At 65.8% G+C, this 12,290-nt stretch carries 13 protein-coding genes; 1 reads left to right on the forward strand and 12 read right to left on the reverse strand.

The annotated features are described in order from the left end of the window. Nucleotides 1–151: 151 nt before the first annotated feature. Entirely contained in the window at nt 152–1,123 is a 972-nt protein-coding gene (hemB, locus tag ACXHGZ_RS10105) for a porphobilinogen synthase (protein ID WP_084857879.1), read from the forward strand. 92 nt (nt 1,124–1,215) lie between these two features. Here the strand turns inward: hemB and gspD are convergent, their stop codons facing one another. The 12 genes from gspD to ACXHGZ_RS10165 form a co-directional block, all read right to left on the reverse strand. After that, on the reverse strand, nt 1,216–3,456 hold the full coding sequence (gene gspD / locus ACXHGZ_RS10110) for a type II secretion system secretin GspD (RefSeq protein WP_480463667.1): 2,241 nt from the start codon (nt 3,454–3,456) through the stop codon (nt 1,216–1,218). Then, nucleotides 3,453–3,965: a type II secretion system protein, XpsN-like gene (locus ACXHGZ_RS10115; protein WP_480463668.1), complete on the reverse strand. Its 513-nt coding sequence runs from the start codon at nt 3,963–3,965 to the stop codon at nt 3,453–3,455. Before ACXHGZ_RS10115 ends, gspD begins: the two co-directional genes overlap by 4 nt. Continuing rightward, nucleotides 3,962–4,582: a type II secretion system protein GspM gene (gene gspM / locus ACXHGZ_RS10120; protein WP_480463669.1), complete on the reverse strand. Its 621-nt coding sequence runs from the start codon at nt 4,580–4,582 to the stop codon at nt 3,962–3,964. Before gspM ends, ACXHGZ_RS10115 begins: the two co-directional genes overlap by 4 nt. Continuing rightward, nucleotides 4,560–5,591, reverse strand: coding sequence for a type II secretion system protein GspL (locus ACXHGZ_RS10125; protein WP_480463670.1), 1,032 nt, complete (start codon nt 5,589–5,591; stop codon nt 4,560–4,562). The genes gspM and ACXHGZ_RS10125 overlap by 23 nt, the downstream gene beginning before the upstream one ends. Next, entirely contained in the window at nt 5,588–6,301 is a 714-nt protein-coding gene (locus ACXHGZ_RS10130) for a type II secretion system minor pseudopilin GspK (RefSeq protein WP_480463671.1), read from the reverse strand. The genes ACXHGZ_RS10125 and ACXHGZ_RS10130 overlap by 4 nt, the downstream gene beginning before the upstream one ends. Then, a complete protein-coding gene (locus ACXHGZ_RS10135; protein ID WP_480463673.1) occupies nt 6,298–6,903 on the reverse strand; it encodes a type II secretion system protein GspJ in 606 nt (201 codons plus the stop codon). Before ACXHGZ_RS10135 ends, ACXHGZ_RS10130 begins: the two co-directional genes overlap by 4 nt. Continuing rightward, nucleotides 6,900–7,262, reverse strand: a complete 363-nt coding sequence (locus ACXHGZ_RS10140) for a type II secretion system protein (protein WP_480463675.1) — start codon at nt 7,260–7,262, stop codon at nt 6,900–6,902. Before ACXHGZ_RS10140 ends, ACXHGZ_RS10135 begins: the two co-directional genes overlap by 4 nt. Continuing rightward, nucleotides 7,259–7,693 carry a GspH/FimT family pseudopilin gene (locus tag ACXHGZ_RS10145; protein ID WP_480463676.1) on the reverse strand — a complete coding sequence of 145 codons (435 nt, stop codon included), beginning with the start codon at nt 7,691–7,693 and terminating at the stop codon, nt 7,259–7,261. Before ACXHGZ_RS10145 ends, ACXHGZ_RS10140 begins: the two co-directional genes overlap by 4 nt. A gap of 8 nt (nt 7,694–7,701) precedes the next feature. Beyond that, nucleotides 7,702–8,124 carry a type II secretion system major pseudopilin GspG gene (gene gspG, locus ACXHGZ_RS10150; protein ID WP_480463677.1) on the reverse strand — a complete coding sequence of 141 codons (423 nt, stop codon included), beginning with the start codon at nt 8,122–8,124 and terminating at the stop codon, nt 7,702–7,704. A gap of 9 nt (nt 8,125–8,133) precedes the next feature. Beyond that, a complete protein-coding gene (locus tag ACXHGZ_RS10155; RefSeq protein WP_480463678.1) occupies nt 8,134–9,333 on the reverse strand; it encodes a type II secretion system F family protein in 1,200 nt (399 codons plus the stop codon). A gap of 1 nt (nt 9,334) precedes the next feature. Further along, nucleotides 9,335–11,023, reverse strand: a complete 1,689-nt coding sequence (gene gspE / locus ACXHGZ_RS10160) for a type II secretion system ATPase GspE (protein ID WP_480463679.1) — start codon at nt 11,021–11,023, stop codon at nt 9,335–9,337. Nucleotides 11,024–11,466: 443 nt separating this feature from the next. Then, the gene (locus ACXHGZ_RS10165) at nt 11,467–12,126 is read right to left on the reverse strand and encodes a cupin domain-containing protein (RefSeq protein WP_480463681.1); all 660 of its coding nucleotides are present in this window, start codon (nt 12,124–12,126) and stop codon (nt 11,467–11,469) included. Nucleotides 12,127–12,290 lie beyond the last annotated feature (164 nt).

The raw sequence follows: 12,290 nt of genomic DNA on the forward strand, positions 1-12,290 counted from the left end.
GATTGTCGCTCAGCAGACACCGGAACGGGCGCCAGACCGCGCCCGCCCGGGTTTGTTGCCCGGGGCGCAACACATATTCTTCACGTCAAGACTGGTCAGTGACGGCCCTACGACTTATGGTGGCGGGTAGCAAAACTTGTCTGGAGCTCCAATGTCGAACTTCCCCATCGTCCGCCCACGTCGCCTGCGCCAGAACCCGTCGTTGCGCAACCTGTTCCAGGAGACCGAATTCCGCCTCGACGACCTGATCCTGCCGATCTTCGTCGAAGAAGGCATCGACGATTTCGTGCCCATCACCAGCATGCCCGGGGTCAATCGCATCCCCGAGAAGCGGCTCGCCAGCGAAATCGAGCGCTACGCCCGCGCCGGCATCAAGTCGGTGATGACCTTCGGCGTCTCGCACAACCTGGACGCGACCGGTAGCGACACCTGGAACGAAAACGGCCTGGTGGCGCGCATGGCGCGTATCTGCAAGGACACCGTGCCGGAAATGGTGGTGATGTCCGACACCTGCTTCTGCGAGTACACCAGCCACGGCCATTGCGGCGTGCTGCACGACCATGGCGTGGACAACGACGCCACCCTGGCCAACCTGGGCAAGCAGGCCGTGGTGGCCGCTGCCGCCGGTGCCGACTTCATTGCCCCGTCGGCGGCGATGGACGGCCAGGTCCAGGCCATCCGCAGCGCCCTGGACGGTGCAGGCTTCCATGACACGGCGATCATGGCTTACTCGACCAAGTTCGCCTCTTCGCTCTACGGCCCGTTCCGCGAAGCCGGCGGCACCGCGCTCAAAGGTGATCGCAAAAGCTACCAGATGAACCCGATGAACCGCCGCGAAGCTGTGCGCGAGTCGCTGCTCGACGAGCAGGAAGGGGCCGATGTGCTGATGGTCAAGCCAGCCGGCGCCTACCTCGACGTGATCGCCGACATCCGCGCCGCCTCGCGCCTGCCGCTGGCGGCGTACCAGGTCAGCGGCGAGTACGCGATGATCAAGTTCGGCGGCCTGGCCGGCGCCATCGACGAGGCACGGGTGGTGCGCGAGAGCATCGGCTCGATCAAGCGAGCCGGCGCCGACCTGATCCTGACCTACTTCGCGATGGACCTGGCCCGCGACGGGATCTGACGGCGCTGGGCTGATTGCGGGAGCAGGCTTGTCCCGCAATCAGGCCCGCCCCGATAACTCATTGATTTGAGAGCCGGGGCGCTGCCAAGCGCTCAGTAACCCGCCGCCTGGGCTTTCAACAACTGCATCTGCTGGCGATACTCCGCCGTCACCTGGCGTGCCTGCTCGGGGTTGTTCACCACCTTCGGTGTGATCAGCACGATCAGCTCGGTACGGTCGCGGCGCTTCGAACGGCTGCCGAACAACCACCCAAGGCCGGGGATGTCCGAGAGCCAGGGCACGCGGGTCTGCAGCTTGGCGTTGTCCTGCTTGATCAACCCGCCCAGCAATACCGTCTGGCCACTCTGCACGGCCACCTGGGTCGAGACGGCGCGGCTGGTGATACGCGGGTTGGGCTGGGTGGGTGTGATCGCGCTGTCGTCGGCATCGCTGACCTGTTGCTGGATATCCATGTACACCAGGCCGCCGGGGTTGATCCGCGGTACCACATCCAGAATCACCCCGGTCTGCACGTATTCGACGCTGCTCAGGGTCGTATCCGAGGCGCCTGTATTGACCGTGGTCTGGCTGATCGGAATGTTTTCCCCCACCTGGATCTGCGCCTGCTGGTTGTTCAGCACCACCAGCGAAGGCGCCGACAGCACCTGGGTCAGCCCTCGCGTCTCCAAGGCTCGCAGTGCGACTTGCAGGTTGTCGCTGACGAACGAGTAGAACATCGAGCTGCTGCCCAAGGCGACCCCGCCTGCGCCCAATGCTCCCTGGCTGCCGGGTTCGTTGGCCACGGTAGGGCTGGACGAGTTGCCCGCCAGCCGCCCCAGGTACCACTGCACGCCCAGGTCGAGGTCGCCGGTGAGCGTGACTTCAAGAATCCGGGTTTCGATCTGCACCTGCAGCGGCGGGCTGTCCAGGCGCTTGACTGCCGACTCGATCTCTTCCCATTGGGCCGGCCGGGCTCTGACCAGCAACTGATTGCTGCTTTTCTGCGCCGTGATGCGCACGGCCTCCTCGAGAGGGTTGGCGCCGCTGCTCCCTGGCGTGCCGACGTCGGGTTCCGCTACGGCGGCTTCGTCGCTCGGTTCACCCAGTTCATCGGTCGTTTCATCATCGCCAAGGCTTTCGTCTCCTGAGGCATGCGAGGCGAAGCCGTTATCTGGCTGCCCGCTGCCATTCAACGACAACAGGTTGGTCGTCTTCAGCCCCGGCGCCACCTTGGCCGCCGCGGCTTCGGCAACCCTGCGCGAGCCATAGATCTGGCGTAGATAGCGAGCCAGGTCCACGGCCTTCATGTTGCGCACATCGTAGACATACAGCTGCGGCTCGTTGCCGCCGCCTTCGTCGATGGTCCTGATCCAGTCGCCCACTTCTTGCAGGTACGCCGGTTGCGCCGAGATGGCGACGATCGAATTGGTGCGCTCGTTGGGCATGAACCTGACCATGTCGGCCAACGGCAGGTCGCTGTCCGGGCCGAACAGCTTCTGCAACTGTGGCATCAATTCGCCAACCGAGGCGCGTTGCAGGCCGTAGACGCCGATCGACATGCCTTTGAGCCAGTCGACATCGAAAGTGTCGATGGTGTCCTGATAGTTCGCTAATTCATCCGGCGTGCCGGCCAGGCTGATCAGGTTGCGTGCCGGGTCGACCAACAGGAAGGCGTTGTCGCGCACGAACGGCTGCAACAGCTTTTGCATTTCGGTCGCGCCGATGTAGCGCAAAGGGTAGAGGCGGGCGGCCAGGCCCGGGGCGGGTTGCGCCGTGGCCACTTCAGGCACCAGCTTGCCGGCTACGGCCTGGTCCGCAGGCAGGATGACATAGCGATCGCCCTGGCGGATCATCGCGTTGTCGGTCCAGGACAGCAGTGTTTCCAGGATCGACAGGGCCTGTTTCGGGCTGACGGGCCTGGAGGTGGAAAAGCTGACCGTGCCTTGCACGCCCTGGGTGATGCTGTAGTTCTCATGCAGCAGGTCGCCCATGATGCTGTTGACCACCGCTTCGATCGGCTGGTCGGTGAAATTGAAGACGATGTCGCCTGGCTCCGGAGCTGGCGTACGCAGGGTCTTGGGCGACGGGCGAAGGAAACCTTGGTCGCCCTCGATGATGCGCCGTGCAGGGGGCGCGACAGTCATATCGCTGCGAGCGGGGGTGGGCGCCGGTGTGATGCTGGCAGGCGGCGGTGGCGCACCGGCCCCCTCGAGGGCTTCGCGCATCAGCGCCTGGTCGGTTTGCAGGCCTTGCCTGGGAAGGGCGCACCCGGCCAGGGCGACAGCGACACCCAGGCCCAGCAACGGCGTGCGCAATGTCGGCAGGAGAAAATGCGGGAATAACGGCATGGTCATGGTGATGAGGTACGTGGCGGTGTGATGACGGAGGCCTTCGATGGCGCGGGCAAGCGCGGCACGGGCAGGCTGAGCGTGTAGGTCTGGGCGTTGCGGGTGAAAGTGGCGGTGGTGGCGGTGAGGTGGCTGAGGGTCCAGCCACTGCCCAGGGTCGCCCCCAGTTCGACCTTGTGCGCAGGCTGAGCGCCTTCACGCAGGTAGGCGAGCTTGGCGCCGGCGCTCAAGACCACGCCGGTCAAGGTCAGGCCGGAAAGCACCGGCACCTGTTCCCCGGGCACGGACGGGTCGGGCTGGCGGTCCGGGGCGAACAGGGGGCGGGCCCAGGTTTCAGCGAGCAGCGCTTGCGAGAGCTGGGGCGAGGGCACAGGTGGTGTGGGGGCCTTGGGGCCGGGAACCGGGTCTGCGGCCAGCCACTGGGGCGTGATCGGTGCGCCGAGCGTCCAGGCGATGGCCACCAGCAGCGCCAGGTTCACCACCAGCAGCACCCGTGTGCGAGGGCGCCGCTTCATGAAGAAGCCCCTGCTGAGGCGGCTTCACGCATGTAGCCATGGATCAGCAGGTGCACGTCCAGGCGGCCCGCGCCGCCCTGTGCTGGTGCCGAGGCAGCGCGGCGAATGCTCAGCTGGTCGATGAACAGGCTGGGCTGGTCGTACTCCAGCGCATGCATCAGCAGCGCCAGGGGCTCGATGGCGCAGGCCAGCGTCAGGCTCACCTTCACCTGGCGATAAGGCGTGGTGGGTGGTGCGCCTTGTTCGCCGGTGGGCATCGGCATGCTCTGGGTCACTTCACAACCCGCGCCATGGCGGGACAGCCGTTCGACCTGGTCGGCTACCTGCTGCATCAAGTCCGCCGCGACGGTGTTCGAGTCGTCGCCAGGCAGCAGGCTTTCGCGCCTGGCGGGGTCATCCTGGGCACGCTTGAACTGGGCCTGCAGCGCTGGTTTCTGCAGCATCAAGCTGGCGTAGCGGCGCTGTTGCTCCTGCAGGGCCTGGGTTTGTTCATCCAGGGTGCGCAGGGGAGCCAGCCAGAGGCGCTCGACCCCCAGGTACCAGGCTGCCCCGATCAGCGCGGCCAGCAGGCCCAGTGCAGCGACCTTGCGTTCTCTACGGCTTAGCGGACGCATCACGGGGCTCCTGTGTGAGTTGGGCGCTGATGGTGAATTGGTCTCGGTTGCCGGCCTGGTCGACCAGGATCGCGCCCTGGAAGCGGGCGTCCACGAAGGTCTGGCAACCCTTCAGCTGGGTGGGCAGCGCACTGGCCTGGGCGCTCTGGCCGGTAAACGTCACCTGGCCGTTTGCGTGCACCTGCAGGTGCTCCACCCAGGTGTCCCTGCCCAGGCATGAGGTAAGGTCTGCCAGCAGCCAGCTCAGGGAGGGGCGCTGCGCCTTCAGGCGGGCCAGGTAGGCCGATGCGTCCAGCGTCGTATCCAACGTGTTGCGCAGCTCCAGCAGGTGCTGCACGGCATTGCGCTGTACGGCCACTTCCCGCTGCATGGCTTGGACCTCGGCCTGGCGACGCTCCAGGTATGCGGCCGCCAACGCCAGGGTGGCTGCACAGCAACCGAGCCATAGCCAGCGGTCGAGCCGGGCGGAGCGTGTCAGCACACGACGCGTGCCGGGCGGCAGCAGGTCGATGCGCAAGCGCTCGCCGTCGACGCCTTGGGCGTCCAGGGCAAGCAGGTGCAGGCCCCGCTCGCGGCAGGCAGCGATCATCGTCTGCAGGGCCGTACGCGCAACGGCCACCAACTGCACATCGGCGCTGGAAGCGTGCCGGTGCAGCACACGCGCGACGAAATGCACCTGGTCCGCGGTATAGGGCGTGTACTTGTCGATTTCGTAGGTGAGCACTTCACGCAGGTTGCGTATGGCCGCCAAGGGCAGGCTGATGCGTTGGGCCATGACCTGGGTAGGCGCGAGCAGCAAGACAGTCGGGCGCCCTGGTTGGCAATCGGCGGGCAACGGCCAGGTGACCACCTGATCGACGTTACGCGTCCCCATCCGCGCCGTCAGCGCAGGCGGCAACATCTCGACCAGCTCTGTAACCCAGGCGCCCACCCAGCGGCGCACGCTGCTGTTCAGCCAACCGGTGTGCCAAGCGTGCCGTGGTGCCGCGAGCCGCCTCATCATCCGCTTCATTCTTGCCTCCTTAGCAGCCGGTAGGGTTTGTTGCCGGCATAGGCGGGTCGAAGGATCAGCGTCACCTGCAGGCGTGAGGTGGAGCCATTGGCCAATCGCGCCTCGCTGGTGACGGTCAATACCGGCCCCGGCTCCGGGGCTGTGCCGCGAGGGCTGGGCAAGCCGAGCACCGCGGCCAGCCGTGGCGAGGCGAGCCCCGTCGCGGGCAACGGAGTACCGGCCCAGACGGTGATGGACGGCAACGCGCGGTCATAGACCGCCTGGGTCATCCCGGGGAGCGAACGAAATTCTTCGGGCATTCGCAGGGGGACCTCGTTACGTCTTGCCAGTAAGGCCTGGGTCACGCTGCTTGTGGCCTGTTCAGTGGCGCCGCTGGCACGCAACAGCTTCGCAAGGCTTGTGGGCGAGCAGGCGTTGAGGTCGAGCTTGCCGCGCTCGCTGGTGAGGCTGACTCGCAGCGTGCTGCCGGCGAAGTGCAGGGTGTGCGCCTGGCCATCGGGCAACCAGCGGGCCCTGTCGTTGCGCAGGGCATTGGCCACCGCAAGCTCGACGCCCGCCTGCGCGGCGAAGGCTGCCTGGGTCTGGTCGCCTTGCAGGCGTGCCAGGCGTTGCTGGAGTTGAACGGCCGTCACCAGCCCGCCCAGCAGCACGCCAAGCACCCCGACCACCCACAGTACGACCAGCAACGCCGCCCCTCGTTGACCCGTCATGGCCGACCACCGTCGCCAGAATGGTCCAGCAGGAGGTTGACGTGCAGGGTGGGCCAGGCCTGGCCGTTGGCGAGCAGCACATCGACGCGCACCGCTCGGGGAAGGCGCTGGGGCCATGGCCAGTCAGCCACCCAGCCGGTGGCCTTGCCCAGGGGGGAGTCGCCGCTATAGCGCAGCTTCAATGCCTTGACCCCGCCTTGCAAGGGAAGGGGCTCACTCCAGGGATGCAGCCATTGCCCGTCCAGCCTTGCCAGCTGCAGTTGCAGGCGACCCTCGCGCAGTCGCAGGCGCTGGCGGTACAGGCCGCCGCCCACCGAGTTGGGTACAGGCGCGTAGAAAACCACCTGGTCGCCATGGCCTTCGAACGTCGCGGTATGCCTGCCGTCTTCGGTCTGTGCACTCAGCGCGAGCACTTGGCCCAGGGCACGGCGCAGCATGCGCTGGGCGGCACGTTGCTCATCCAACTGTGTGGCCAGGTGCTCGGCGCTGGCCAGCGAGCGATTGGCCAGCACCAGTACCGACGCCACCAACCCCATCAGCAGCCCCACCAGGCTCAAGACCATGAGCGTTTCCAGCAAGGTGAAACCCGTTTGCCGCCTCATGGCCGGGCCTGCCCGTTGCGCGCACGCAGCGTGCTGTAGTGGGTGGTGCGCTGCCCATCGTTGATCGACAATACCAGCCGGTACAGCTCGACCGTGCCCGCGGCCACAGGTTCGGCGGACACCTCCAGCACCCAGTCCAGGCCTTGCCAAGTGCCACGATGTCTACCGGGTTCCAGCCCGCCAAGGTCGAAATCGTCCATCAACGATCGCGCAGCGCCTGTGTGCCGGTCGGCGCGCTCAGCCTGCTGCAACGCGCGGCTGCCCTGGGCGAAAGCGCCCAGCGCGATCACGGTCGCCATCGTCAACACGGCAATGGCCGCGAGCATTTCCAGCAAGGTGAAGCCACGTTGGCAGCTCATGGCAATGCCCGCAGGGTGACGCTGCCGGTCAGCCAATTGATGTCGATGCGCCAACGCGCCTGGCCACGGGTCACCAGGATGTTGCCACCGCTGGCGGCACCATCAGGGTAGAACGCAAAGGCCGCGCCCAGCTCGCGCGCAGTGTGCAGGCGTACCCTGAAGTCGGCGGGCCATGCGGTAGGCTTGCGCCCTGGCGCCCGGACGAGACGGGCACCCAGGTCGAAGGTCACCTGTACGGTTTGCCCACCGGCGATGGCCTGGACCCGTGCGCTGCGCAAGGCGCCGACCATGCTTGCCAACGCGCTGCGCTCGGTCGCCGCCTGCATGCCGCGGCCCAGTGCCGGGGCCAGGATCGCCATGGCTGTGCCGGCCAATACCAGTACCAGCAACAGCTCGAAGAGGGTGAAGCCGCGCTCGCGGGGCCGGGCCACGAAGCGGGTTATTCCCAGTTGCCCAGGTCGGCGGCGTGACCTTGCCCGCCGGGCGCGCCGTCCTGGCCGAGGAAGATCAGGTCGAAGCTGCCATGCTCGCCTGGATAGCGATACGCGAAGGGGTGGCCGAACGGGTCGAGCAGGTCCGAAGGCTTGGCATAGGGCCCGGCCCAACGGCTGGCATTGGCAGGCTTGTGCAGCAAATGGCCCAGCTCGCCAGGTGGGGTGCCCACATCCAGGGCATAGCTTTCGATCTTCATGCCCAGGCTGGCCAACTGCGCCTTGCCGGCGCCGTACTTGCCTTTGTCGACATTGCCCCCGACCTGGCGCACCACAATCGCTGCGACGATGCCCAGGAGCACGATGACCGCGAGCATTTCGAGCAAGGTGAAGCCCGCTTGGCGGGTGGTTTGGCGTCGCTGGGCGCGCATGTTGGTCTCCTAGAGCGTGTCGGTGAGGCTCATGAGCGGCAGCATGATGGCGAGCATGATCGCCGCCACTGCAACCGCCATGAGCAGGGTCAGGGTCGGCACCAGGGCCGCCAGCAGATGTTCGAGGGTGCGCTTGGCCTCGTGGTCGTAGAGGTCGGCGAGCTTGAGCAGCATCGCGCCGAGGCTGCCGGACTGTTCGCCGACCTCGATCATCTGGATGGCAAGCTCCGGCAGCATCGGCGCGCGAGACAGCGCCCGGGCCAGGCTGCTGCCTTGCTTGACCTGTTCGGTGGCCTGCCCGAGGTGCTGGCGCAGGCCGTGATTGCTGCTGATGTCGCGGCTGATGACCAGTGCTGGCAGCAAGGCCACGCTGTGGTTGAGCAAGGTGCCCAGGGTGAACGCCAGGCGAGCGGTTTCCAGCCGTTGCACCAGCGGCCCCAACAGACGGCTGCGCCAGACTCTTTGGTCCAGGGCCTCACGTCGCTGCGGGTTGCGCCGCACGGCCGACCACAACCATGCTGCGCCGACCAGCATGGCCAGGCCCGGCAGGCCCCAGGTGTTGACGCATTCACCCAGGGCCAGGATGACACGGGTCGCCAGCGGAAGCGGCACGCCCAGGTCCTGGAACACGGGTACGAACTGCGGCACCACGTAGGCCAGGAGCAGCCCCAGTGAGCCGATCACGCCAACCACCAGGAATGCCGGGTAGATCAGCGCATTGGTGATTTCGCCACGCAGCCTGTGGCTGCGCTCCAGGTAGCTGCTCAACTGCGCCAGGGTCACCTCGAGCACGCCCGCGGCTTCGCCGGCCCGCACCAGGCTGGTATAGAACGGCGGGAACGTCGCCGGGTGTACCGCAAGGGCCTGGGACAACGAATGCCCGGCCTTGACCTGGTCGCGTACCTGTTCCAGCACTGCCTGGGCAGCAGGCTTGCGCACATGCTTGAGCAGCGTGGCCAGGGCCTTGTCCACCGGTTGACCGGCGATGATCAGGGTGGCGAGCTGCTGGGTCAGCGTGGCGAGTTCCGCTGCGCGCAACACAGCGCGCTGGCGGCTCCCTCGACGCATACGGCTGCCCGGCTTAAGGCTCAGGACCAGCAGGCCACGCCGTTGCAACTGGCAGGCTGCGTCGTTGCGGTCGTTGGCCTGCAGCTCGCCCTGTTGCTCACGGCGCTCGGCATCCAGTGCCCGGTAGGAAAATACCGGCACCTCAGGCGTCTCCCGTGACGCGCAGCACTTCCTCGAGCGAGGTAGTGCCCGCCAGGGCCTGGCGCAGGCCATCTTCGTGAAGTGTCACCAGGCCTTTGGCGCGAGCGGCAGCCTCCAGGCTGGTGCTGTCGCAACGCCCCATCAGCAAGGCGCGCAACGTGTCATCCAGTACCAGCAATTCGGTGATGGCGACGCGGCCATGGTAGCCGCCTCCGGCGGCCTGCTCGTCTGCCCGATAGAGCAGGATCGGCCGCTGGCGGGTATGACGCGCCAGGTCGTAGCGCTCGATGAGCTCGGCGGGGGCCTCGAAGGCGATTCGGGTCGCCGGATCCAGCCGCCTGACCAGGCGCTGGGCCAGGATACCCTGGAGGGTCGAGGCCAGCAGGTAGCCTTCCACGCCCATGTCCAGCAGGCGGGTGATGGTGGCTGCGGCACTGTTGGTGTGCAGCGACGACAGCACCAGGTGGCCGGTCAGGGAAGACTGGATGGCGATACGGCAAGTTTCCAGGTCGCGTATTTCACCGACCATGATGACGTCGGGGTCCTGGCGGACGATCGAACGCAGCGCGTTGGCGAAATCCAAGCCGATCGCCGGCTTGACCTGGATCTGGTTGATGCCTGGCAACTGGTACTCGACCGGGTCTTCGACCGTGATGATCTTGCGCTCAGCGGTATTGAGACCCGAGAGCGCGGTGTAGAGCGTGGTCGTCTTGCCTGAGCCGGTCGGGCCGGTGACCAGGAAGATGCCGTGGGGGCGTGCCAGCAGGTGTTCGATGGCTTCGAGGGTTGGCTGGCCGATGCCCAGGCTCGCGAAATCGAAGCGCACGTTTTGCCGGTCCAGCAGGCGCATCACCACCGACTCGCCGAAGCTGGTCGGTACGGTGGAGACGCGCAGGTCCAGCTCGCGCCCATGGATGCGCAGCATGATGCGCCCGTCCTGAGGCAGCCGGCGTTCGGCGATGTCCAGGCGGGCCATGATCTTCAGGCGCGAGATGATCGCCGCCGCGTAACCACTGGGCGGCGCATCGCCTTCGACCAGCAGGCCATCGACCCGGTAGCGCACCTTCAGCTGCTGCTCGAACGGCTCGACATGGACATCCGACGCCCGTTGTTCCACGGCGCGCTGCAGTATCAGGTTGACCAGGCGGATGACCGGAGCCTCGGAGGCCATGTCCTTGAGCTGTTCCAGGTCGTTGTCGGCGAGGCCGTCGTCGACCACCGCCTCGATCGAGGCCACGGCGCTCGATCGGCCGTCCCCATACGCCTGCCCGATCAACCGGGTGACCTCGTCGGCAGTGGCGATCACCACCTCGACCGGTTTTTCCGCCTGGTAGCCAAGGGCGGAGATGGCGTAGCCGCTGAGCGGCACCGCGGCGGCCACCCGCAGCCGTGTCGGATCTTCGCTCAAGGCAATGACCCCATAGTGACGGGCAAAGCGCTCGGGCACGGTGGGGCTGGCCTGGACCGTTTCGTTCGTCAGCCTTGGCGCGCCGAGCAATTGCGCATAGGCAGTGGCCATTTGCTGCTCTTTTACCGCACCCAGGCGCAGCAGCGTATGTAACTTTTCATCCTCGGCAATACCTTGGGCCAACCCCAAGCGGGTAGCACGTTGGATATCGGTGAGTTGCAAGGCGCCGGTACTCAGCAACCACTCACATATATCGTTGGGGTTGGGGATGCGTAAGTTCATGGTGATGGCTTTATGCAAGTAATGGCCATATGGCGGCGCAACTTTCTTCGATAACTCGAAAGTTGCGCGAGAATACGTCGTTGTGTTTTCTGGCGCAATAAGGCAGCATCGCTTGCGCAGTGCGTATGGCGGTACACAAGGGTTGGCTGTACCCGCCAGCCCGTTTTAAATCTGTTAAAAATTCATAGAGCTCCATGACGAATTCAATGAACTTTCAACCAAATAGGGTACGCACCATTTTAAACTTTCGCGCCTATAACGATCCCGCGTTCGCCCTATGCGCGCCCCTATACACCTGAGGACTACTTTCCCATTTCCGGCGAAACGTATAGATAAACGCTGAGGTCATAAGCTGCCGTGCATTGGCAGACTTTGCCGATGCACGCTATGCAGACTTCGCACGGTTGTTGGAGCCGGTCGTCGAAGCCGCTGGCTGGTCGGGCTCAGCATTCAGGAGGCAGGTGCCCGGTCTTGAGGTACACGACGGCGCCGTGTGCGCCGGCCACCATGTCCGGGTAGGACCCTTGCGGCAGCCGCATCCAGCTGCCTTGGTCAAATGCCCCGTCAGCGGTTTCCAGCCGGCCGGAGACGACCAGCCATTCGGCGCTGGCCACCCCTCCATCGAACATTGGTGCGCCTGGCGGCAGTCGTTGCAAACTCACGCGCTCGGTGTCGTTGGCAAACAAGGGGCAGACTTCTCGGCCGCCTTGCATGTGCCAATTGGCGGCGTCTCGCGTGTCGATTCGCACGGGCATTCTTTCGTCCGGCTGCATCTGCCAGAGCTTGACGAAGATGATTGCGCCGTCGGCGCTGGAAGGTTGGTGGGCCGAACCTGGCGGGTTGCGCAGGTAGTAGCCGGCAGGGTAGTGCACATCGCCTTCGGAAAAGGTGCCGGATAGGACCAGCACCTCTTCGCCTCCAGGATGGCCATGGGGCGGGAAGCACGAGCCGGGGGCGTACCGCACGATACTGGTCGCTCGGGCCCGTTCGCCGCCGAGCCGGTCGAGCATCACCCGCTCGACGCCCTGTTGCGGCGAGGGCACCCATTGGTAGTCATCGGGTGAAACGGTGGCGCGGCGGGAGAAGTCTGCGTTGACGAGCATCTGCGTAATCCAGTTTTGGGCCGGCCCCTTCATGATCGAGTGCCGCGACTCAGTTGCCACCGGCCATCACACCGCCGTCCACGTCCCTGATCGCGCCGGTGACCTAGCAGGCCTTGGAAGCAAGAAGGTTATCACGTCAGCGACATTCTCTGATGTACCAACGC

It is taken from the genome of Pseudomonas shiyinii (assembly GCF_056725765.1).